Below are 22,572 nucleotides of genomic sequence, written 5' to 3' on the forward strand. Positions count from 1 at the left end.
ACCGGTTCGAAGAAGCCGAAGCCAAAGCACTGCAGCGCGAGGAGGAGAACGCCCAACGGCGCACGTTCTTCCAGTCCCGCGACAACGGCGACGGCACGGTAGAGATCCAGGCTCGTGTCTCTCGTGCGGTCGGCCTGCGGCTGCGCACCATGCTCGACTCGCTCGCCCAACCACGGAAGTGGTCCGCAGAAGAGAAGGGCCGCAAAGCCCCCTACGACCGGCTCCTCGGGCAGGCCTTCGCCCGGGTGATCGAGACCTACGACGTCGACCAGCTCCCCCGTCACGGTGGTCACGCCACCACCGTCTTCGTGACCATGAGCCTCGAGGAGCTCCGCAAGGACCTCGCCACCGCCTCCCTCGGGTTCGACGGTGAGAAGATCACCGCCGCCGAGGCCCGCAGGATGGCGTGCAACGCCGACCTCATCCCCGTCGTGCTGGGCACCGACTCCGAGATCCTCGACCTCGGTCGCACCGCCCGGCTGGCGCATCCGATCCAACACCGCGCACTACGGCTCCGAGACAAGTGCTGCCAAGCAGAAGACTGCGACACACCAGCAGCCTGGACCGAAGCCCACCACCTCAAACCCTGGTCCCAAGGCGGAAAGACCAACCTCGTCGACATGGTCCTGCTGTGTCCGAGCGACCATCGACGGATCCACGATCCACACTACGACCACGAACGGCTGCCCAACGGGCAGATCCGGTTCAGCCGACGCGCCGGTACCTGACCCGCACCCCGGCAACCTCGGTGGCCTCGGTGGTCGAGCTTGTCGAGACCCATCTTCGAGCAACGCTGGCCCCGGGTCTGTTGCGTGCCACGGGCTTGATCTTCCGTGGAGGGTGGTCTCGACAAGCTCGACCACCGGTAGCTCAGGTTTCGACAAGCTCGATCGTCGGCAGCGACCACTGGTGCGGGCCATCGGGGCTTCAGCCGCGACGCGAGCGAACGGCGAGCGACTGCGTTGGTCTTGGCGCGACTTTGCCCAGCGGCTCTGGTGGCTCGACCGAAGAGGCACCCGGAAGGCGCTCGCACTCACTCTCGGTGGTCGAGCTTGTCGAGACCCCTACTCGAGCAACGCCGGCCTCGGTCTGTTGCGCGCCTCAGGACGATGTTCCGTGGAGGGTGGTCTCGACACGCCTTCGCCCGGCCGCTCCGGCGGCTCGACCAGCGGGGATGAGGGGTTCTCCTCATGACTCGAGGTCGGCTCTTTCGAATTCTCATGAGCCCGCGCCACACCCCTCGCCGCCGCTCCGATATTGGCGGAATCTTTTCTCGATCGGGCGTCGGGTCAAGGATGGCCGTAGGCCACCGCGCAAGCGGCGGGCGAAGCCCGTCCTTGACGCGGCGCGTGATCGAGAGACACTCAGAGATCGGGTCGGCGGCGAACACTGGAACGACAAACACAGTCGTCGGCCGATGTCCGCACGCACGTGGTCTCGACAAGATCGACCTCCAGGGACTCGGGTCTCGACAAGCTCGACCACCGGGAGCACCCAGGGTCAGTTGACGGTCCGGCCGGTCAGTGCGTCCTGGTTCTGCTCGAGCCAGGTTTCCATGTCGTCTTCGCGCATCGCGGACCAGAGGTGGCGGCCTTCGCGCTTGTCCAGGCGGACGACGCTCTGCTTGCCCTCTTTGCCCAGGCCGGCTACGGGGGCGGTGAAGAAGGTGAGGTCTTCGGAGGGCATGCGGGCTAGGTCGAGGGCGAGGGTGCGGAGGTCGCTTCCGGAGAAGCCGGAGTCGACGGTGAGGTGGCGGGTGATGATGTCGAGGAGGTCGTAGGCCTTCTTGGGGTTCTTCGGGTCGACGCTCTGGCGCAGGCCGCGAAGGATGGAGCGGAGCACGTACTGCTGGCGCTTCACCCGGTCGAGATCGCCGCCGGGGAGGCCGTAGCGCTGGCGTACGTAGAGGAGGGCCTCCTCGCCGGAGAGCAGGTGCTTGCCCTGGGTCCAGGTGCGCTTGCGGGCCGAGTCGTAGACGGTCTCGGGGATGTAGACCTCGACGCCACCGAGAAGGTCCCCGATCTCCTCGAAACCGGCCCAGTCGACCCAGGCGACGTGGTCGATGCGTACGCCGGTGAGCTTCTCGACCGTCTGCACGCTGAGGCGGGGGCCGCCGAGCGAGAAGGCGGCGTTGACCTTGGCCTTGCCGTGGCCGGGGATCCGCACCCACGAGTCGCGCGGGATGGACACGACCGAGGCCGAGCGGCGGTCGGCGCTGAGGTGGAGCAGCATCATCGTGTCGGCGCGCTGCTCACCGGGCGTCCACGTCGAGGTGGCGTCGCTGCCGGTGGTCGCCTCGCCGTCGGTGCGGCCGTCGGTGCCGAGCAGCAGGATGTTCATAGCGCCGGCAGCAGCGTCGCTGGCGGGCTCCGGACGATCGTCGAGGCCGGCGAAGACGTCGACGGTGCGTACCTGCTCGTCGAGACGGTGGGCGAGATACCAGCCCGTGCCGGCGACCGCGCCGATGAGCACGACGAACGCGATCCCGACGCTGAGCCAGATGCGCGACTTCTTCATGGCCGTCCTCATGGTGGGGGTGTCGAGGGCGGATAGAGGCTAGCGACCGCTACGCACAGTCGTCGAGGTGGTCCTCCCAGGAGCGTCGCAGGACGGTCGGTACGTCGCCGGCGAGCGCCGCGCGCAGCGCATCGATCTGCCCGTCGTCGAGCGCGATCGCGGGGAAGGCGCGGCCGACCTCGAGGGCGAAGGCCTGACCGCGGGTGGCCAGCCGCGGCGCCTCGGCGAGATAGGCGTCGACGTAGGGGCGGAGCAGGTGGGCCTGCTCGGGGATCCACAGCCCCGCCGCCAGCGCACCGAAGCGTCGGTTGTCGACGCCGGAGGCGAGCATCGCCTCCCAAGCAGCGTCCTTCGCCGCCACCGACGGCCGCGCGGCGAGAGCCCGCAACGCGCCCAGCTCGCCCTCGACGGTGCCGTCCCGGTCGCGCTCGGCCGCGATGAAGCGAGCGTCGGCCTCACCGAGCGAGGCGAGACGTACGACCGCCTCCCAACGGGTGGTCGGCAGCAGCGGTACGCCCGGCCCGACCCTGCCGGTGTCGAGCCAGGCGCGCAACATCCCGGCGTCGGCGCTGGTCGCCGCCAGGGTCGACGCCCAGGCGAGCGCCCGCTGCTCGTCGTCGGCGGAAGCCCTCAGCCCGGCGGCCGCCGCCGACGCGACCCGCGCGACCGCTCCCGCCGCACGAGAGGCAGCCACCCGTCTCGGGATCACCTCGGAGCGGACCTCCGAGACCACGCCCTCGATGATCTCGGCCCGGGTCTCCGTGGGCAGATGGTCCTCCACCAGCCCCAGGTGGTCGTCGGCCGACAGGTCCCGCGAACGGACCCGCAGCGCGGCGGAGGACCAGAGCACAGCACGCACCAGCGGGTCCTCGACGGCCGAGAGCCCACCGGCGAGCGCCTGCCACGACTCCGCGTCGAACCGGAGCGCGGCGAAGGTCTCGCCACCGGCGTTGGGCACGACCACGAGCCCGGCGAGGTCCGGCAGCGCCACCGGCTCCGCGCCGAGCTCGACCCGCGTGCTCGTGACGAACCGGAGCGAGGAGTCGTAGGCGGCCACCGTGAACGCGTGCGGCCGGCTGCCCTCACGCTCGAGGACCGGCACGTCCTCGGAGCGCCGCACCGAGATCGTGTCGAAGCCCGGCCGCCGCAGCCAGGCGTCGACCCAGCCGCGTACGTCCTTCGTCGAGCACTCCGCGAGCGACTCCACGAAGTCGGCCAGGGTCGCGTTGGCGAAGCGGAAGCGGGTCAGGTGACGGTTGACGCCGGCCATGAACTCCTCGTCACCGAGCCAGAACGCGAGCTGGACGAGACAGGCCCCGCCCTTGGCGTAGGAGATGCCGTCGAAGATGGTGGCGGCGGTGTCGACGTCGGGTACGTCCTCGGCCAGCGGCGCGACCGGGTGGGTCGAGCGCCGTGAGTCGGAGCGGTAGCCCCACGGCTTGCTCCTGATCTCGACCGCGACCCGCAGGTCCGAGAAGCCGGCGCCGGCCTCCGCGACCCGGTAGCCCATGTAGTCGGCGAACGACTCCTGCAGCCAGGTGTCCTCCCACCAGGTCATCGTCATCGAGTCGCCGAACCACATGTGGGACATCTCGTGGGCGATGATCGACGCCCGCACCGCCCGCTGGGTGTCGGTGATCGCACCGCGCGGCAGCAGCTCGTCGCGGTAGGTCACGCACCCCGGCATCTCCTGCGCGCCCCAGTTGAGCCCCGGCACGAAGACCTGGTCGTAGGAGTCGAAGGGATAGGGCTCGTCGATCAGGTCGGCGTAGTGGGCGAAGCACGCCTCCGTCGTACGCCGCAGCTCGGCCGCGTCCCGGTCGAGCTCCTTCGCGAGCGACCGCCGGGCGTGCCAGCCGAACTCGAGACCCTCGCCGGCCGCTGTCACCCCGGACCACCGCACCGAGTGCCACGCGCCGGCGGCGACGACCAGCAGCGCGGGCGGGATCGGGGGAGTGGTGGCGAAGACCCACCGCCCGCCTTCCCGCGAGACGACGGCCCCGTTGGCGAGGACGGTGTCGGCGGGATCGGCGGTGACGGTGACCGCGAACGGCGCCTTGAGGTCGTTCTGGTCGAAGCAGGCGAAGACCTTCGAGGCGTTGTCCATGCCGAGGTAGGCCCCGACGTAGCGCGACCCGTCGACCGGGTCGGTGAACGTGTGCATCCCGTCGCCGTCGGTCGTGTAGGGCAGCGTCGCGGTCACCTCCACCTCGTTGACCGTCTCGGTCGAGAGGCCGACCAGGTGCAGCCGCTCCCCGTCGTACGCAGCCTCGGCAGCCTCGATCGGCTCACCTCCGACCACCAGGGACACCGACAGCGCACCCCTCAGCTCCAGGAACGTCTCGGGCTCATCCGAACGGAACCGGACCAGAGCACGGCTCCGGAAGCTCGTCGTACCGGAGAGGTCCAGATCGAGGGCGTAGGAGACGGAGGAGACCACCGCGGCCCGCGCGCGAGCCTCGTCGAGAGTGAGGGACACGGCCTCCAACGTACGTCCTCGCAGGTCAGGACGCGCGAGCATTTCGCTGTCAGCGAGATCCGGGGATAGGCTGTGGCAGTTGCCTCGGCGAGGGAGCGCCTCGCGCTCCGTGATCGACAAGGTTGACGTCTCCCCGGGAGACGCCGTGCCTTCGTCGCACGGCCTTCGTTGGACCTGCCGGGCCCCATTGACGTCAGCACCACTCATCGAGGAGTTCAACGCATGTCCAGCGAGAAGATCGTCGCCGAGAAGCGCACCGAGTTCGGCAAGGGTGCCGCTCGTCGTATCCGCCGTGAGAACAAGATCCCGGCGGTCGTCTACGGCCACGGCGCCGACCCGATGCACCTGACCCTGCCGGGTCACGCCACGATGATGGCGCTGAAGAACCACGGTGCCAACGCGCTGCTGGAGCTGGACATCGACGGCAAGACCCAGCTGGCCCTGACCAAGCAGGTCCAGATCGACGACGTCCGCCGCGTCATCGAGCACGTCGACTTCGTCGCCGTCCGCGCCGGCGAGAAGGTCACCGTCGAGGTCACCGTCCACGTCGTGGGCGACGCCGCCTCCGGCAGCATGGTCGTCACCGACCTCAACACCCTGTCCCTCGAGGCCGAGGCCACCCACGTGCCCGAGACGATCGAGGTCGACATCGAGGGTCTCGAGATCGGCACCCAGATCCTGGCCGGCTCCGTCGAGCTGCCGAAGGGCACCACGCTGCTCACCGACCCGGAGGCCCTGGTCGTGAACATCACCGAGGCCAAGACCATCGAGGAGCCCGCCGACGAGGCTGCCGAGGGCGAGACCGAGGAGTCCGCCGACGCCGAGGCCACCGACGCCGAGTGACCGACCGGTGACCGACACGGTGACCGACAAGGTGACCGACGGCGTCTGGCTCGTCGTCGGCCTGGGCAACCCCGGGCCGGCCTATGCCGGACACCGTCACAACATCGGCTATCTCGTCACCGACGAGCTGGCCAACCGGCTGGACGGCAAGTGGCGCGCCCACAAGTCCGGCCGTGCTGACGTCGTGGAAGGGCGCCTCCGGGGTACGACCCCGGGGGTGCCCGGCCCACGCGTCGTGCTCGCCCGCGCTCGGACCTACATGAACGAGTCCGGTGGGCCGGTCAAGGCGCTCGCGACCTTCTACAAGGTCCGCCCGGACCACGTCATCGCCATCCACGACGAGCTCGACATCGCCTTCGACACGATGCGGGTCAAGCTGGGCGGCGGCGACAACGGCCACAACGGCCTCAAGTCGATGCGCTCCTCCCTTGGCACCGGCGACTTCCACCGGGTGCGCGTCGGCATCGGCCGTCCGCCCGGCCGCCAGGAGGTGCACGACTTCGTGCTCTCCAACTTCTCCAGTGCGGAGCGCAAGGTGCTGCCGTTCGTGGTCGACACGGCCGCCGACGCCATCGAGACCCTCGTCACCGAGGGCCTGGAGAAGACCCAGCAGCGGTTCAACTCCTAGTCAGGAGCGCGGCGGCCGCAGGAACCGGTCGTACGCGGCGACCGCGGCCAGCTGCGAACCGACCTCGAACTTCCGCAGGATCGACTTCACCTGGGTCCGTTCGGTCGTCTGGGCCACTCCGAAGTGCTCTGCGATCTCGGCGACGGTGTCGCCGGCGTAGAGCAGCTCGAGCACCTCGCGCTCTCGCGCGGTGAGCGAGGCGACCAGCCGCCGCATGCGCTCGCGGCCCTCGCGCATCAGGTGCCACTGCGCGACCAGCCCCTCGACCTCGACAGGGGTGTGCCCGCGCCGCCCGTCGGCGGCGTCGCGCAGCGCTCCCTCGATCGTGTCCGAGTCGGCGTCGGCGGCGAGCACCTCGACGGCGCCGGCCTCCAGGAGCGCTCCCCACAGGCCGCCACGCGGCGCCGTGGTGAGCGCCACCCCCGGCAGCCGTACGCCACGGAAGAGCGCACACACTCGCTCGAGGTGGGCCCACTCGTCGATGTCGGTGACCACCAGCCAGGTCGCCGGCTCACCGAGGAGCAGATCAGCCGGGTCCGCGCCGGTGGCAGCGGTCGCTGTCACGGTGATGTCGCGCTCCTCGAGCGCGACTCTCACCGCATCGAGTGTCATCGTCTCGTCCGCCGAGAGAGCCACCCTGAGTCCTACGGAGGAGCCTGCCATCTGTGCTGCGCCGTTCGGTCGTCTCGGGCATTCTGGATCCCCCCGAGGGTATGTCGATTCTGGCCTGCTGGCGAAGCGTGTCGGAAACATGTTCTAGGAAGCCCCAAGTTTGGGGATGACCTGGGACAACGTGTCCCGCAATGTAGGTTATGGGCGACCTCGGAATTTCATGACTCCTCAATTCTCGGTATTGGCCCGAAATGCGGTCACGCGGCGATAACGTGCTGATTACGTTTCCTTTGAACGAAGGAATCGGTCACAACATTCAAATGGGACGGCCCGACAACTCGGGCTGGGGGAGCAAGGACCTGGGCACGGTCCGATTCGGGACTCATACCTCACTGGCCGACCCGTCATGGGGAGCAGTATGTCTACGTCCATCTTCCAACGGATCAGCTCGGGCTGGCTGGGCACCGCCTACGCAACAACCGCCGCCGTCTTCATCGGCGTACAGAGCTTTCTGATCGCTGTGCTCCAAGGGCCGTGGGTCTCGTTCCACGCCACTGGCGCGCTGCACTGGATCCTCCTCACCGTCGTCGTCATCGCCACCTCGCTGGCCGCCTCGATCGGCCTCGTGCAGGGTGGTGTTCGTATCTACCGCCGGGTCTGTGCGGCGGAGGCGAAGGCGGCCGACGAGATCTACGACGACCTTCTCACCGCGCGTGAGACGCAGCGTCTCCACCGGGCCCGCATGCACGAGGTGAACTCGACCCTCGCCGGTGTGCGCTCGGCCAGCGAGCTGCTGCGCAACTCCGAGACCCTCGACCCGGAGCGCCGGGACGCGATGCTGACCATGATGGCCACCGAGCTCAAGCGCCTGGAGCGACTCGTCCGCGCCCATCGGGGCGGCATCGAGACGATGCCGATCGACAACGGCGTCGTCGACGTCGACGCGGTGATCCACAATCTCACCCTGGCCCACGAGGCCAGCGGCACCACGGTCGTCCACGCACCCAGCCACGCGCTCGTCGCCGGCAGCTCCGACGCGCTCTCCGAGATCGTCAACATCCTGCTCGACAACGCCGCGAAGCACGGCGCGGGTGATGTCGAGGTCGCCGTCCGGCACGAGCCGGGCGCCTCCGGCCCGATGGTCGTCGTGGAGGTCTCCGACGACGGCGACGGCGTCGCACCCGAGGTGCGCGACCGGATCTTCGAGGAGGGCGTCCGCGGACCGGACTCGGCCGGCCAGGGGATCGGGCTCAACCTCGCCCACAAGCTCGCCGTGCGGATGGGCGGGTCGCTCCGCCTCGCCGCCACGGAGCGTACGACCTTCGAGGTCACGCTTCCCAGCGCCGTGATCGCCAGCACCGAGATCGACGCGCCCCACACCGAAGCAGAGAAGGAAGGCGCACACAATGGCGTTGTCGCCGCGTAGCCAGTACCGAGTAGTCATCGTCGAGGACCATGTCCTCTTCGCCGAGTCCCTGGAGCTCGCCGTCTCCATGGAGGGATACGACGTACGTCGGATCCCCATGCCCAGCGAGCCCGTCTCGACCGCCACGATGGTCTCGGTCGTGCTGCGCAACAAGCCGAAGGTCGTCCTCCTCGACCTCGACCTGGGCCGTTACGGCGACGGGGTACGCCTCATCGAGCCGCTCGCCAAGGCCGGAGTCGACGTCGTCGTGGTCACCGGAGCGATCGAGGAGGCCCGCTGGGGCCAGGCGCTGCGGAACGGCGCTCGCACGGTGCTCTCCAAGTCGCGCCCGCTCGGCGAGATCCTCGGCACCGTCAGGCGGCTGTATCAAGGGGCCTGCGTGCTCGCGGTCAGCGACCGCGAGCGGCTCATCCGGATCTGGTTCGACCGCCAGCACGAGGTCGCCGAGCTCAGCCGCCGGATGGAGCTGTTGACCAAGCGCGAGTCGCAGGTGCTCGGCCATCTGATGCTGGGCCGCACCGTGCACGAGATCGCCGTCATCGGCGTCGTCTCCGAGGCGACCGTACGCACCCAGGTGAAGTCCATCCTTGCCAAGCTCCAGGTCACCTCCCAGATCGCCGCGGTGGGCCTCGCCCACCGCCTGGGCTGGCGCTCCCCGCAGTCCCTGGAGTGAGCGGCAGGCCGGACCGACTGGTCTGGACCAGCAGGGTGCCATTCACTCATTTGGTCTAACCGGACCCCCATCGGCCCCCAACGACTACCTCTTTACCGCAAGGTTCTGGAATGAAGTAGCGTTCGGGCGCCCACCAGCACCCATGGGGGAGATGAATGACGATAGAGCTGGCGTCGATGGAGACCGCGGTCTCGCTCGACATCGACCACCGGAGGGTGTCTCCCAAGGCACCCTCCCCTCGGTTGCAGGCCTCGATGGTCGACGGGCTGGCTCTGACGATCCTCGCGCCGCTCCTCGTGGGCCAGGAGCTCCTCCACGCGATCGGGTGGGGCGTGGCCTGGGGCCTGATGACCCGCATCGCCGCACCGAAGATCCTGCCCGGCGCCGAGCGGCTGCGGGCGACCGTCTCGGGAGTCTTCAAGGCCTTCATGGCGATGTGCATGGCGACCTGGCTCCTGGGCGCCGCGGTCGAGCTGGAGCAGACCCAGCTGGTCGCCCAGACGATCATCGGACTGATCACCGCACTGGCCTTCCGGGTGGGCGGCTACATCTTCAGCTCGCGGCCGCGCAACCCGCTGCGCGTCGTCGTCGTGGAGGCCGCTCACGACACCGGTGCGATCCCGGAGTGGACCCGCCGCCTCAGCGGCGGCCTGATGGAGGCGGCAGCGGTCTGCCGCGCCGAGGGTCTCTCCAACGCGATCGCCTCGGTCGCTCCCGACGCCGTGCTGGTCGTCCCCGGCCCCGACCTGGCCGGCCGCGAGATCCAGCGCCTGGCGTGGACGAGCGAGTCCTTCGGCCTGCCGCTGCTGGTCAGCACCCGGATGCAGGACGTGACCCCGCAGCGTACGTCCTCGATGCGGCTCGGCTCGATGACGCTGCTCTACGTCGACGAGGCGCTGCGGGCGCGGCTGACCCGAGTGGTCAAGTACGTCTGGGAGTGGCTCGCCGCAGCCGCGGCCGCCACCGTCCTGCTGCCGGTCTTCATCGCCCTGGCGATCGTGATCAAGCTCGACTCCCCGGGACCGGTCTTCTTCCGGCAGGTGCGCGTGGGCCGCAACGGCAAGCAGTTCCGCATCTGGAAGTTCCGCACCATGGTCGTCGACGCGGAGTCGCTGCTGCGCACGCTCGACCACCGTCCGGGACACGTCCTGTTCAAGCTCCGCGCCGACCCGCGGGTGACCCGCGTGGGCCGGGTGCTGCGCAAGTACTCCCTCGACGAGCTGCCCCAGCTCTTCAACATCGTGCTGGGCCAGATGTCGCTGGTCGGTCCTCGGCCCGGGCTGCCGAGCGAGGTCGCGATGTACGATCGCGACTCGCACCGCCGGCTCGCGGTCGCCCCCGGCCTGACCGGGCTGTGGCAGGTCTCGGGGCGTTCGGACCTCTCCTGGGAGGACACGGTGCGCCTGGACCTCGACTACGTGGACAACTGGACACTGCTGCGAGACTTCGGCATCGTCGTTCGGACGGTGAAGGTGGTCGTCAGGGGTTCTGGCGCTTATTAGCACGTAACCCCTACACTCCCAGGCCGTTGTGTTCTAGCACGTCAACACGAATGAACAACTGGATCCTCGACGGGAACGTCCCCCATGCAAACCTCCCCCCACCCCATGATCGCCGGCCGCTATGAGCTGCATCGCCTGATCGGGCGAGGCGGCATGGGCGAGGTCTGGCAGGCGATGGACCTCACCCTGCAGCGCTGGGTGGCCGTCAAGGTCGTGCGGACGTCCGCCGACCCCACGATGATCGAGCGGTTCCGGCGGGAGTCGCTCTCCACCGCCGCCGCCAGCCACCCCGGCACCGTGCAGGTCCACGACGCGGGTATCGAGCGCACCGGGAGCGGGCCGACGGCCTTCCTCGTGATGGAGCTGCTGACCGGCCCCGATCTCGGCGAGCGGCTGCGCTCCCACGGTCCGCTGGTCGCCCGCGAGGCCGGGGAGGTCATCGTCCAGGCCGCGCGCACGCTCGCCGCCGTGCACGGCCAGGGCATCGTGCACCGTGACATCAAGCCCTCAAACCTCGTCTACGACGGCGACCGCAGGATCCGGATCGTCGACTTCGGCATCGCCCAACTCGCCAGCCTCGGTGACCAGCGCCTGACCTCCACCCACGACGTCGTCGGCAGCCTCGGCTACCTCTCGCCCGAGCGCGGCTCCGGTGGTGAGGTCGGTCCGCCGAGCGACATCTACTCCCTCGGCTGCGTCTTCTACGAGATGCTCACCGGCCACACTCCCTACTCCGGCGGCGCGCCGGCGACGATGGTCTACCAGCACGCGACCGCCCCGGTCCCGCGGGTGAGCAACGAGGTGCAGGTGCCGCAGATCATCGACGACCTGGTCGCGATGATGATGGCCAAGGAGGCCGCGCAGCGGCCGAGCGCGCAGGACGTGGTCGCGGTGCTCACCGGCTCCGGCCCCCTGCCCGCCTTCGATGCGCAGGTCCCGCGGCCGCGCCACCCGTCCGGCCCGATCAGCACCTCCGGCGCCTTCGAGCGCTACGCAGGCAGCGGCTCGTTCCCCGCAGCCACCGCCACCGGCTCGACCGGCGGCTTCGCCGGGATGGCCGCGAGCGGGCCGATCCCGACCGGCGGAGCCCGTGCCGCGAAGCGCTCCGGTGGCGCTCGCCGCACGGTGAGCATCCTGCTCGCCGTCTCCCTGCTCTGCCTGGTCGTCGGCGGATGGGCGACCTTCTCCGCCTTCCGGGGCGCCAGCGACACCGGCCGCGCCGCGGCCATCAGCGAGGCGCTCCCGGAGACGATCGAGCTCGCGATCGACGTGATCTTCGAGCGGGACTCGCTGCAGCCGGTCTCCCAGGCCCCGGTCAACGTGGTCTCCAGCTATCAGCACACCACCGACATCGCGATCGAGGAGTGGCAGGCCGCCTCGGCCAAGATCGACGTCGACGGTGACGCCGAGCTGCGTGCGCTCCACCACGACATCACCGATGTCCTCACCGACCTCGAGCTCTACCGGGTCGAGATGCAGGAGGGCGACCGCGCCGCCAAGGACGCCGCCCGCGAGGTCTACACCGGCCTGGCCAGCAACCTGCTGATGCTCGCCGCGGAGATCCCGGAGCTGAAGGACGACTCGGTCGCCGACCAGCTCCGCAACCTCAGCAACCTGGACAGGGCGGCGAAGGCGTTCAGCACCGAGCGTGAGCTCATGGTGGTCGCGCTCTCCGAGAACGAGATCGGCACCAAGGCCGTCAAGGAGCTCGCCCAGGCCGAGGCCTCGTGGGTGAAGGCCTCCTCGGCGTTCTACTCGGGTGCGCCGGCCGACCTGCAGGCCGACCTGGACCGCGTCTCCGACGGCACCTTCGACAAGGGCTCGGGCGCCATGCTGGTGCAGCGTACGGTCCGGGACGTGGCAGCCAAGGGCAGCATCGACGGCGTCGCCAAGGAGATGCGGGCGGCCTCGAAGGGCGAGCCGATCGTGCGCACCTGGTCCGACCGGGCGGTGGAGTACATCCAGAGCCTGCGCGAGGTCATCATGAAGGCGACCGAGGCCATGGCCGACGACGTCTCCGCCGAGCACGAGCGCGCGAAGACCGGGCTGATCCTGCGCTCGGTGCTGACCGGGGTCGCGCTGGTCGCCGCGATCATCCTGGGGCTGGTCATGTACCGGGGTCAGCGGGAGCCTCGCCAGCCCCACTAGAGTGCCGCGCGTGACCAACGACGTTCCCACGCCCGAGATCCTCGCCTCCGACCACCTGCTGGCCGCCTGGCTCGCCGAGACCGCCGGTCGCCGCCTGCTCGAGGTGCGCGCCACCTCCGGGCTCGAGGGCAAGGAGCTCAAGGACGCCGGTGACCTGGCCGCCCACGAGCTGCTGATGGAGCTCGTCGCCGAGCACCGTCCCGACGACGGGGTGCTCTCCGAGGAGGGCAAGGACTCCAAGGAGCGGCTCGCCAAGGACCGGGTGTGGATCATCGACCCCCTCGACGGCACCCGGGAGTTCTCCGAGCCGCCGCGCGACGACTGGGCCGTCCACGTCGCCCTGTGGGCCTCCTCCAACGGTGGCGAGCTGATCGCCGGCGCGGTCGCGCAGCCGGCGCTGGCAGAGTCGTCGGTGCAGAGCACCTTCCACACCGGCGCCGCCCCGGTGGTGCCGCCCTCGACCTCGCCGCGTCCTCGCATCGCCGTCTCCCGCAGCCGCCCGCCGGCCTTCGTCGAGGCGCTGGCCGACGAGCTCGGCGCCGAGCTGGTGCCGATGGGATCGGCCGGAGTGAAGATGATGTCCGTCGTGCGCGACATCTCCGACGCGTACGTCCACGCCGGCGGGCAGTTCGAGTGGGACTCCGCCGCCCCGGTCGCCGTCGCCGCCGCAGCCGGCCTGTTCACCTCGCGCATCGACGGCTCGCCGCTGCGCTACAACCAGGAGGACGTCTACCTCCCCGACGTCATCGTCTGCCGCCCGGAGCTCAGCGAGCAGATCCTGGGCTTCATCGAGCGCAACAAGGACCTCGTGTAGCCGGGAAACCTGGTGTAGCCCGAGAAACTGGTGTAGCCGAGTCGGCGCATCTGCACGCTTAGAGCGAAGCGAAGCGAGCGACGCGTGCCGATGCGCCGACTCGGCGCGTGCTCATCTACAGCACGCCAAAGGAAGAGTCACGAAAGAAGCAGCTCCTCCAGATCCTCCAAGCTCTGCCGCGCGTACCCCCTCCACATCCACCCGAAGACAGGCATCGCGAACGACGCCGCGCGGGAGGCCGGGGTGACGTCCCAGGACCACGTGACCCGGGTGCCGGTGCCGGCAGGGACGAAGGACCAGCGGCCCTCGACATGGCCGACGAGGAGGCCGAGCGGGCCGGAGAGCGGCGTGATCTCGTAGGTGAACGTCGACGGTCGGTCGATCGAGGTCAGCGTCTCGCGCATCGTGGCGCCGTCGGCGAGGACGATCGTGCGGGTCTCGCCGGCGGAGTCCCAGGCGCCGGCCTGGTCACGGACCTCCGCGATCGGGGTGATCGCGGCGTACCGGCGACCGAAGATCTTCGGCAGCGGAGCGGGCAGGACGAGGTCCAGCGCCTTTTCGTGCTCCACCGGGATGGCGCGGGATGCTTCCAGATGCAGGGTCATGCGCCAAGCATGGCAGTAGCGTGATGGTCGAGGTCGCGCAGAGTGCGGCGACAGGGAGGTCGTGATGGCGAAACCGGTGCTGGTCGTGATGGGTGTCTCGGGGTCGGGGAAGTCGACGGTCGGGGCGGCGATCGCAGGAAGGCTGCGGGTGCCCTACGAGGATGCCGACGACCTGCACCCGCCGGCGAACATCGAGAAGATGACGGCCGGGATCGCGCTGGACGACGACGACCGCTTCCCGTGGCTGGAGGCGGTGGGGGACTGGCTCGCCCGGCACGCCGAGCGCGGCGGGGTGATGAGCTGCTCGGCGCTGAAGCGGAAGTACCGCGACCAGCTGCGCCGGCATCACCCGGAGGTGACGTTCCTGCACCTGCAGGGCACCCGCGAGGTCATCGCCCGACGGCAGGCCAGCCGGCCGGGCCACTTCATGCCGGCCTCGCTCCTCGACAGCCAGTTCAAGACCCTGGAGCCGCTCGAGGACGACGAGGCCGGGATCGTCATCGACGTCGACCAGCCGGTCGACAAGATCGTCGAGGAGTACGCAGAGCGCACCGGCGCCTGAGAAGGCCCATGTCGGCGCCGAGAGGCGGCCGACACGCGCCCATCTCGGGTTGGGCACTGCGTGCCGGCCGCGGCCACACCCGGGTGAGGGACCAGCGGGCGGGCCCACTTTCGACGGTAACCCAGGATGCCCCGGCAGAACAGGGGATTACCTGCTGTCCTTGCAGGTCAGCGCGTAAAAAAAGACGTCCGGCACCTCGGACGCCTTCGAGGTGAACTCCGGGGTGCGCTTCTCCAGGAACGCCGCGACGCCCTCCTTGCCGTCGCCGACCGAGGCGTAGAACATCGCCAGCGAGTCGGCCAGGTGCGCGTCGAGGGGATGGCGGGCGGCGGAGTTGCGGGTGACCAGCTGGCGCACGAGCGCGGTGCCGACCGCGGACCGGTTGCGGGTGAACCGGCGGGCCAGCTCGATGGCGGCGGGCACCAGCTCGTCGGGCAGGTGGATGCTGCGCACCAGCCCGCCTTCGAGGGCCTGGTCGGGATCGAGGATCTCCGCGGTGTAGAGCCACTCCAGCGCGAGCGGTACGCCCACGACGCGAGGCAGGAAGTAGGACGAGCAGGCCTCGGGGACGATGCCGAGCTTGCCGAAGACGAAGCCGATCTTGGCTTTGGAGGAGGCGAGCCGCGCGTCCATCGCACACAGCATCGTGGCGCCGATCCCGACCGCCGGACCGTTGACCGCGGCGATCACCGGCTTGGGGAGCGCGTGGATCGCCAGGGTGACCTTGCCGCCGGTGTCGCGTACGCCCTCGGCGTACTCGGGGTGCTTGTCGGGGTCCGCCAGATGCTCGGCGAGCTTCTCCGGGGTCGGCTGCAGCGTCTCGTCCAGACCGAACACATTGCCCTCGGCGGTGAGGTCCATCCCCGCGCAGAACGCCCGCCCGGCACCGGTCACGACCACCGCGCGCACCTCGTCGGCCATCGCGTCAGTGGTGAAGACCTCCTCCAGCTCGCGCGCCATCGTCACCGTGAACGAGTTGAGCGCGTCCGGACGGTTGAGGGTCAGGAGCGCGATCCCGTCGGCGTCCACGTCGAAGGTCAGGGTCTCGTAAGCCATGGCCCCCAGTCTGCACCGGACGCCGAACTTGTCGAGACCGAGTGTCCGCAGGCCGAGCCTGTCGAGCCCCGGAGCCCGGGAGCCCCGGTGGTCGAGCTTGTCGAGACCCGAAGCCCTGGAGGTCGAGCTTGTCGAGACCCCGATCGCGTTTCCGGTCGTCCCCGCCGTACTGTCGAAAGTCGGTACGCCCCGCACGACCCCGCAAGTACCGTGATCAGCGTGAGTCTGCTGCGGTCCACTCCCGCCCTCGGGATCATCTCGGCCCTGCTGGTCGTGGCGGTGCTCGGCGAGCATCTCTACATGAGCGGCGCCGGGCACCCGGAGTGGCCGGCCTGGTCGGCGGCGGCCGGGGTCCTCTGTGTCGCACTCACCATGTGGCTGCACCGACGCCTTCCGGCGGTCGCCGCCGCGCTCGTGTGCGCGCTGGCCGGGGGCACCGTCGTGATCAACAACGGCTGGATCCTGATCAGCTACGTCGGGTTCGCGGTGCTGGTGAGCTTCCTGGTCGGCCGCGGTGCGGACCCGGCGTGGCCGCCGGTGGCGGTGGTGGGTGCCGCGGTGGTGGTGCTGACAGTCCTGGACGCCGTCGTCAACGGCGGTCCGAGAGCGGCGCTGGTGGGCAACATGGCCGTCTTCATGGGCCTGCCCTGGCTGAGCGGTCGCTACCTGCGTCAGGTCGCTCACAACCACTCCACCGCGATCGCGCAGGCCCACCTGGCCGAGCGTGGCCGGATCGCCCAGGAGATGCACGACTCGCTGGGCCACGAGCTCAGTCTGATCGCGCTCCGCGCCGGAGCCCTCGAGGTCGCGCCCGGGCTCTCCGAGACCCATCAGCGCGCCGCGGGCGCCATCCGTTCCGCTGCGGGCGGTGCCACCGAGCGGCTCGGCGAGATCGTCGGGGTCCTCCGCCCGCCGTCCGAGGCAGCGCCGCTGCTCCCGGCCGGTGCCGGCATCGCCGGCCTGGTCGAGCGCGCCCGGGACTCCGGCATGGACGTACGCCTGGAGGGCTCGCTGGACGAGCGGCCCGGCACCCCGCCCGTGCGTGAGGCTGCCGCGCACCGGATCGTCCAGGAGGCGCTCACCAACGCGGCCCGGCACGCACCCGGGTCGTCGGTGACGGTCTCGGTGGAGACGCTGGAGCCCGGCGGCGTACGCCTGGCGGTGACCAACGGGCCGGCGACCCTGCCGCCGCGGGCCGGGGCCACCTCCGGACTGGGGCTGGTCGGGCTGGAGGAGGCGGCGCGCGCCGCCGGCGGCACACTGCGCCACGGGCCTGTCCCGGGCGGGGGCTTCGAGGTCGTGGCCGACCTGCCTGCTGCCGGGCCCCGGTTCGAGGCCGAGCACCACGAGGCGGCGCTGTGATCCGGGTGCTGCTCGCCGACGACGAGGCGATGGTGCGCGCCGGCGTGCGCGCGATCCTGGAGACCGACGAGCAGATCGAGGTCGTCGCCGAGGCCGCCGACGGCCGCGAAGCAGTCGATGCCGCCCAGCGCCACCGGCCTGACGTCGCGCTGCTCGATGTCCGGATGCCGCGCCTGGACGGCCTGGCTGCAGCGGCGGAGATCGCGCGAACGTCTCCGGAGACCGCCCGAGTCATGCTGACCACCTTCTCGGAGGATGCCTACATCGCCAGGGCCCTCGGCGACGGCGCGAGCGGCTTCCTGCTGAAGTCCGGCGACCCGCGCGAGCTGCTCGCCGGGGTGCATGCGGTCGCCGATGGCGCGGCCTTCCTCTCCCCGCGGGTCGCCCAGCGGGTCATCGCCGAGCTGGGGGCGGGCGGCGGTGACCGGATGTCGCGGGCGGCAGAGGCGAGGGCCAAGGTCGCCGGACTCACCGACCGCGAGCGCGACGTGATGGCGCTGGTCGGCGCCGGGCTCTCCAACGCCGAGATCGGTGCCCGGCTCCATCTGGTGGAGGGCACCGTCAAGGCCTATCTGAGCAGCGCCTTCGGTCGTCTCGGCGTACGCAACCGGGTGCAGGCGGCGGTCCTCGCTCACGAGGCCGGCCTCACGGTGGTCGAGCTTGTCGAGACCGTCGGTGACGGGGTCTCGACAAGCTCGACCGGGGCCGATCAGGCGTCGCGCCGACGGAACACCAGATAGCCGGCGAGGAGCGTGACCACGGCCCAACCGGCCAGCAGCCCGAGCCCGCCGGTGCCGTCGTAGGGCAGGTCGTCGCCGAGACCGAAGAGGGTCGCGATCCCGATGCCGAGGTACTCCGTGCCCGCCGTGCCCGGCAGGTAGTAGGAGACCTCGGTCATCAGGTCCATCCCGCTCATGATCAGCACCATTGGCAACAGGAAGAGCGCCAGGAAGGCCACCACCAGCGCGCCGGCGGTGCTGCGCAGCCCGACCGCGAGCCCGACGGCCAACGCGACGACAGCACCCATGTAGACGCTGACCCTGCCGGCGACCTCGGCCACCGCGGAGAGGTCGAAGACGCCGTAGCCACCGGCGGTCAGATAGCCGAGACCGGCTCCCAGGAACGCGAGCAGGCCACCGGAGACGAGCGCGACCACCTCGACGACCACCAGCTTGGCGACCAGCACCCGGCCGCGCCGCGGCTCGCACTGCAGCGTCGTGCGGATGCTGCCGGAGGCGTACTCCGAGGTCACCGTCAGCAGAGCCAGCGCGATCAGCGCGAACTGGGTGAACAGCAGTCCCGCGGTGGCGACCTCCTCGACGTGGAGGAGCTGGTCGGCGTGCGACAGGGCCGGGTTCGGCTCGGCGGCGTCGAAGCCCAGCGGCACCGAGTAGAGCGTCATCAGCGCGACCGCGCCGATCAGGCACCACCACGTCGAACGCACAGACCAGAGCTTGGTCCACTCGGACGAGACCACTGCCAGGAACGAGCTCAGCATCAGAAGACCTCCGTCCCTGCTCGATCGCCCCGGGCTTCGCTTCGGCCCGTGTATTCGACGCTCCCAGCGGTCAGCCGGAAGTACGCCTCCTCGAGCGACCCGTGCCCGGCGACGAACGAGGCCATCGAGTCGTCCGCGAGCAGCTGCCCGCGGCCCATCACGATCAGATGGTCGGCGGTCTGCTGCATCTCGCTCATCAGGTGGCTGGAGACCAGGACCGTCCGCCCCTCCGCGGCGAGCGACCTCAGCAGCTTCCGGATCCACATCACCCCGTCGGGGTCGAGCCCGTTGACCGGCTCGTCGAAGAGCATCACCTGCGGGTCGCCGAGCAGCACGCCCGCGATCCCGAGCCGCTGGCTCATCCCGAGCGAGAGGTTGCCGGCCCGCCGCCGGGCGACGCCTGCGAGGCCGACGCGCTCGAGCACCTCGTCGACCCGGGCCACCGGGATCGAGTTGCTCCGCGCCATCGCCACCAGATGCGTACGCAGCTGGCGGCCGGGGTGCACGGCGTTGGCGTCCAGCAGGGCGCCGACCTCGCGCAGGGGGCGACGCAGTGCGACGTACGGACGACCGTCGATCAGGGCGGTGCCCGAGGTCGGCCGGTCCAGCCCGAGGATCATCCGCATCGTGGTGGACTTGCCGGCGCCGTTGGGGCCGAGGAAGCCGGTGACCCGGCCGGGTTGGATCTGCAGGGTGAGATCGTCGACCGCGGTGGTCGCTCCGTATCTCTTGGTCAGGTGGTCCAAAGTGATCATGCCTCGAACCTAGGGACGCGCGCGGCCGGGCACAGTGGACGAAAAGCAGCCGTCCCTACTGACGATGGTCAGTAGGGACGGCGAGGCGCGACGTACTACTCGGGCAGACCCGTCGGCGTGCAGATGTCCGCTGGGATCTGGTCGGTGGTGTCGGCCTTGATGTGGCCGAACATCGTCTGCGCGTCCTCCTTGCGCCAGTGGACCGCGAAGTCGCTGATCGGGACGCCGCAGGTCATCGCGGATCCGCCGGCGAGCGCCTTGAACGCCCACAGGAACTTCGCACCCCCGATGACGCTCATGCCCTCGCCGACCTTGAGACCTTCGGCGCCCTTGCCCATCTCGGCGAGCTTGAACGGGTTGAGGACCGTGCCGGGGTTGGTGGCCTTCTTGCCGATCGCGGAGATGACCTCGGTCTGGTTGGCCCCGCGCCCCAGGTCACCGGTCGAGACCGCGTGACGGGAGCGGGCGTAGGCGAGCGCCGTGGCGCCGTCGACGTCCTGGCACCCCTTCTCGATGTCGAGGCCGGCCAGCTTGTCCTTCATCTTCTTCTCGGGGCAGATCTCGACGCCCCCGACGCCGTCGACCAGCCGGACGAGACCGCCCATGCCGATCTCGACGTACTCGTCGATGTGGACGCCGGTGTTCTGCTCGATCGTCTGCACCAGCAGCTCGGGCCCGCCGTAGGCGAAGGCGGCGTTGATCTTGGTGGTGCCGTGGCCGGGGATCGGTACGAGCGAGTCGCGAGGGAGCGTCACGACGACCGTCTTGCCGGCACCGGTGTGCATCAGCTTGATCGTGTCGGTGCGCCGCCCTGCGGCGTCGCCGGTGTGGAGCTTCTTCTTCTCCTCGGCGGTCAGGCCCTCGCGGGAGTCGCTGGCGACGATGAGGTAGGTCGTGCCCTTCTGCTCCGCGGGCCGCTCGCCGGCGGTCGGCTCGTAGGGGACCTTCTCGACCTTGTTCCACGCCGAGATGCCGATCCAGGCGACCGCGCCGACCAGGATCAGCACCGGGATCATCACGATGGCGACGAGCTTGCGGAACGGGTGGCGCTTCTTCGGCCTCGGCTGGCGGCCCCCGCGACCGCCGCCGTAGCCATCACCCGGACCCCCGTAGCCACCGTTGCCGCCGCGGCCGCCGTACTCGTTCGGCTGGCTCCAGCCCTGGTCGTAACCCTGGCCGTAACCTTGGTTGCCGTACTGGTCCGGCGTCGGCGCGATCTGGCCGGGCTGGGGCAGCGGTCGGTCGTAGCCGCCGCGTCGCGGTGCCTGCGGCGGTGGGCCGGAGGACGGGCGAGGAGCGGTCGGCATCACGTTGGTCGGCTCCGGTCCCTGGGACCGATCAGGCTGGCCACCGCCGTACGCCCAGCCGTACTGCTGCGACCGGGGATCGTGCGGGTTGCCAGGGTTGCCAGGGTTGCGGGGGTTTGGCATGCGCTCAAACGTACCGTGCCGGGCCGCTAAAGTTAGTCGGCGCGTCGCACCACCCTGTTACTCGTGTGACTGGTGATACTGGCGTTGCAAACTCTTCACACGAGGGACCTCAGATGGCTGATCAGAACTACCGGCCCCAGCGCACGGCCGCCGAGCGCGCTTCGCGCGTGCGGTTCCGTCGCGCCATGGCGCTGCTGCTGATCACGCTGCTCCTGCCCGGCTCGGCCCAGCTCGTCGCCGGCAACCGCCGCGTCGGTCGGATCGCGATCTGGACCGTCATCGGCCTCGTCATCACCGGCGGGCTGGTCTTCCTGATCTCCCTGGTGTGGCACGGCCTGATCTTCCGGCTCGGCACCACCCCGTGGCTGCTGGGCGTCTTCCGCGTCGGCCTCATCGCCGGAGCCATCGCCTGGGCGGCGCTCTTCATCGACGCCTGGCGCCTGGGCCGTCCGCTGGAGCTCGAGCTCAAGCAGCGCCGCATCGTCGTGGCCATCAACGGTGCGCTCGCCTTCTCGGTGGCCGCGACCCTCATCTTCGGCGCCCACCTGGTCGGCGTCCACAAGGGCATGGTCGAGACGATCTTCGCCGGCGCCGAGGCCGCCGAGGCCCACAACGGCCGGTTCAACATCCTGCTCGCCGGTGCCGACTCCGACGGCGGCAAGACCCGCTGGGGCCTGCGTCCCGACTCCCTCACGGTCGCCTCGATCGACGCCGTGACCGGGCGCACCGTCCTCATCGGGCTGCCCCGCAACATGCAGAACTTCACCTTCGCCAAGGGCTCCCCGATGGACGAGGAGTTCCCGCGCGGCTTCGACTGCGACGGCTGCTACCTCAACGGGGTCAGCACCTGGGCCGAGGACCACAAGGACCTCTACGAGGACGAGGACCACCCCGGCATGGCCGCGACGATCGACGCGGTCGAGGGCATCACCGACCTGCAGATCAGCTACTACGCGATCGTCGACCTCAACGGTTTCCAGGAGATCGTGGACGCGATCGGGGGAGTGACCCTCAACGTCCGCCAGCCGATCCCGGTCGGCCTGCCGTCGGACAAGTTCTACACCCACATCGAGCCCGGCACGAAGAAGCTCGACGGCTGGGAGACCCTCTGGTACGCCCGAGCCCGCCACGACTCCGACGACTACTCCCGGATGGCCCGCCAGAAGTGCGTGCTGAACGCGATCCTGCAGCAGACCAGCCCGGCCGACGTCGTACGCCACTACCAGGAGGTCGCGAAGGCGACCAGCTCCACGATCACCACCACCGTCCCGCCGGGTGAGATCGAACGGTTCTCGACGCTGGCGCTGAAGGCGAAGTCGCAGAAGATCTCGACGCTCTCGCTGGTGCCGCCGCTCATCAACACCGCCGACCCGGACATGTCCGACATCCACGCGCAGGTGCGCAAGGCCGTGAAGAAGGCCACACCCAAGAAGGAGGAGGCCTTCAAGTCGGAGAGCGCCTCGCCCGACGACGGCGAGACCAAGGCCCCCGCGAAGAAGGACGACGGCGGCCCCGAGGCCGGCGCCGAGAAGGGCGGTCCGGTGACCGGCGGCGCCCTGGGCTCGCGCAACAAGGGCTACCAGGCCAACGCGACCGACGACCTCGCATCGGCGTGCTGAACAGCTCATCAACGGGTGGTTACAGCGACTCGCTGATTCCCGG

20 protein-coding genes are annotated in these 22,572 nt (G+C 70.0%); 12 read left to right on the forward strand and 8 right to left on the reverse strand.

All coding sequences use genetic code 11. The annotated features are described in order from the left end of the window. A partial coding sequence (locus IEY81_RS19790; RefSeq protein WP_189120215.1) for an HNH endonuclease signature motif containing protein occupies positions 1 to 728 on the forward strand: 728 nt, incomplete at its 5' end. Between the two features lie 772 nt (positions 729 to 1,500). Here IEY81_RS19790 and IEY81_RS19795 read toward each other — a convergent pair. Together IEY81_RS19795 and pepN are read right to left on the reverse strand one after the other, a co-directional pair. Further along, the gene (locus IEY81_RS19795) at positions 1,501 to 2,529 is read right to left on the reverse strand and encodes an LCP family protein (RefSeq protein ID WP_194501186.1); all 1,029 of its coding nucleotides are present in this window, start codon (positions 2,527 to 2,529) and stop codon (positions 1,501 to 1,503) included. A 37-nt stretch (positions 2,530 to 2,566) separates the two neighbouring features. Further along, positions 2,567 to 4,996: an aminopeptidase N gene (pepN, locus tag IEY81_RS19800; protein WP_189120217.1), complete on the reverse strand. Its 2,430-nt coding sequence runs from the start codon at positions 4,994 to 4,996 to the stop codon at positions 2,567 to 2,569. A 222-nt stretch (positions 4,997 to 5,218) separates the two neighbouring features. Here pepN and IEY81_RS19805 point away from each other — a divergent pair, with 222 nt between their 5' ends. Beyond that, positions 5,219 to 5,839, forward strand: a complete 621-nt coding sequence (locus IEY81_RS19805; RefSeq protein ID WP_189120218.1) for a 50S ribosomal protein L25/general stress protein Ctc — start codon at positions 5,219 to 5,221, stop codon at positions 5,837 to 5,839. A gap of 7 nt (positions 5,840 to 5,846) precedes the next feature. Continuing rightward, a complete protein-coding gene (gene pth / locus IEY81_RS19810) occupies positions 5,847 to 6,467 on the forward strand; it encodes an aminoacyl-tRNA hydrolase (RefSeq protein ID WP_229788018.1) in 621 nt (206 codons plus the stop codon). Here pth and IEY81_RS19815 read toward each other — a convergent pair whose 3' ends face one another. Continuing rightward, entirely contained in the window at positions 6,468 to 7,064 is a 597-nt protein-coding gene (locus tag IEY81_RS19815; RefSeq protein WP_189120219.1) for a helix-turn-helix transcriptional regulator, read from the reverse strand. A gap of 433 nt (positions 7,065 to 7,497) precedes the next feature. On the opposite strand from IEY81_RS19815, the gene IEY81_RS19820 reads away from it, so the two are divergent. The 5 genes from IEY81_RS19820 (at position 7,498) to IEY81_RS19840 (ending at position 13,642) form a co-directional block, all read left to right on the forward strand. After that, positions 7,498 to 8,505 carry a sensor histidine kinase gene (locus IEY81_RS19820; RefSeq protein WP_189120220.1) on the forward strand — a complete coding sequence of 336 codons (1,008 nt, stop codon included), beginning with the start codon at positions 7,498 to 7,500 and terminating at the stop codon, positions 8,503 to 8,505. After that, positions 8,486 to 9,178, forward strand: coding sequence for a response regulator transcription factor (locus IEY81_RS19825; protein ID WP_189120221.1), 693 nt, complete (start codon positions 8,486 to 8,488; stop codon positions 9,176 to 9,178). Before IEY81_RS19820 ends, IEY81_RS19825 begins: the two co-directional genes overlap by 20 nt. A 155-nt stretch (positions 9,179 to 9,333) precedes the next feature. Then, on the forward strand, positions 9,334 to 10,680 hold the full coding sequence (locus IEY81_RS19830) for an exopolysaccharide biosynthesis polyprenyl glycosylphosphotransferase (RefSeq protein WP_189120222.1): 1,347 nt from the start codon (positions 9,334 to 9,336) through the stop codon (positions 10,678 to 10,680). An 84-nt stretch (positions 10,681 to 10,764) separates the two neighbouring features. Then, entirely contained in the window at positions 10,765 to 12,828 is a 2,064-nt protein-coding gene (locus IEY81_RS19835) for a serine/threonine-protein kinase (protein ID WP_189120223.1), read from the forward strand. A 10-nt stretch (positions 12,829 to 12,838) separates the two neighbouring features. Next, a complete protein-coding gene (locus IEY81_RS19840) occupies positions 12,839 to 13,642 on the forward strand; it encodes a 3'(2'),5'-bisphosphate nucleotidase CysQ (protein WP_189120224.1) in 804 nt (267 codons plus the stop codon). Between the two features lie 137 nt (positions 13,643 to 13,779). Here IEY81_RS19840 and IEY81_RS19845 read toward each other — a convergent pair whose 3' ends face one another. Beyond that, on the reverse strand, positions 13,780 to 14,247 hold the full coding sequence (locus IEY81_RS19845; RefSeq protein ID WP_189120225.1) for an SRPBCC family protein: 468 nt from the start codon (positions 14,245 to 14,247) through the stop codon (positions 13,780 to 13,782). Positions 14,248 to 14,311: 64 nt separating this feature from the next. Here IEY81_RS19845 and IEY81_RS19850 point away from each other — a divergent pair, with 64 nt between their 5' ends. Beyond that, a complete protein-coding gene (locus tag IEY81_RS19850) occupies positions 14,312 to 14,809 on the forward strand; it encodes a gluconokinase (protein ID WP_189120226.1) in 498 nt (165 codons plus the stop codon). 147 nt (positions 14,810 to 14,956) lie between these two features. Here the strand turns inward: IEY81_RS19850 and IEY81_RS19855 are convergent, their stop codons facing one another. After that, positions 14,957 to 15,865, reverse strand: a complete 909-nt coding sequence (locus IEY81_RS19855) for a crotonase/enoyl-CoA hydratase family protein (protein ID WP_189120227.1) — start codon at positions 15,863 to 15,865, stop codon at positions 14,957 to 14,959. A 219-nt stretch (positions 15,866 to 16,084) separates the two neighbouring features. Between IEY81_RS19855 and IEY81_RS19860 the strand changes: the two genes are divergently transcribed. Both IEY81_RS19860 and IEY81_RS19865 read left to right on the forward strand, forming a co-directional pair. After that, complete coding sequence (locus IEY81_RS19860; RefSeq protein WP_189120228.1) at positions 16,085 to 17,227, forward strand: sensor histidine kinase; 1,143 nt, start codon at positions 16,085 to 16,087, stop codon at positions 17,225 to 17,227. After that, positions 17,224 to 17,967 carry a response regulator gene (locus IEY81_RS19865; RefSeq protein WP_189120229.1) on the forward strand — a complete coding sequence of 248 codons (744 nt, stop codon included), beginning with the start codon at positions 17,224 to 17,226 and terminating at the stop codon, positions 17,965 to 17,967. The genes IEY81_RS19860 and IEY81_RS19865 overlap by 4 nt, the downstream gene beginning before the upstream one ends. On the opposite strand, the gene IEY81_RS19870 is transcribed toward IEY81_RS19865, so the two are convergent. The 3 genes from IEY81_RS19870 to IEY81_RS19880 all read right to left on the reverse strand — a co-directional run bounded on the left by IEY81_RS19870 (position 17,937) and on the right by IEY81_RS19880 (position 20,910). Next, positions 17,937 to 18,725 (reverse strand): ABC transporter permease subunit, encoded by a 789-nt coding sequence (locus IEY81_RS19870; RefSeq protein ID WP_189120230.1) that lies wholly within the window; start codon positions 18,723 to 18,725, stop codon positions 17,937 to 17,939. The two genes, IEY81_RS19865 and IEY81_RS19870, sit on opposite strands and share 31 nt — an antisense overlap. Beyond that, on the reverse strand, positions 18,725 to 19,480 hold the full coding sequence (locus IEY81_RS19875) for an ABC transporter ATP-binding protein (protein ID WP_189120231.1): 756 nt from the start codon (positions 19,478 to 19,480) through the stop codon (positions 18,725 to 18,727). Before IEY81_RS19875 ends, IEY81_RS19870 begins: the two co-directional genes overlap by 1 nt. Before the next feature lie 95 nt (positions 19,481 to 19,575). Further along, positions 19,576 to 20,910: an LCP family protein gene (locus IEY81_RS19880; protein WP_189120232.1), complete on the reverse strand. Its 1,335-nt coding sequence runs from the start codon at positions 20,908 to 20,910 to the stop codon at positions 19,576 to 19,578. Between the two features lie 113 nt (positions 20,911 to 21,023). On the opposite strand from IEY81_RS19880, the gene IEY81_RS19885 reads away from it, so the two are divergent. After that, complete coding sequence (locus IEY81_RS19885; RefSeq protein ID WP_189120233.1) at positions 21,024 to 22,529, forward strand: LCP family protein; 1,506 nt, start codon at positions 21,024 to 21,026, stop codon at positions 22,527 to 22,529. Positions 22,530 to 22,572: the final 43 nt, after the last annotated feature.

It is taken from the genome of Nocardioides luteus (assembly GCF_014648595.1).
Taxonomy (GTDB): Bacteria; Actinomycetota; Actinomycetes; order Propionibacteriales; family Nocardioidaceae; genus Nocardioides; species Nocardioides luteus.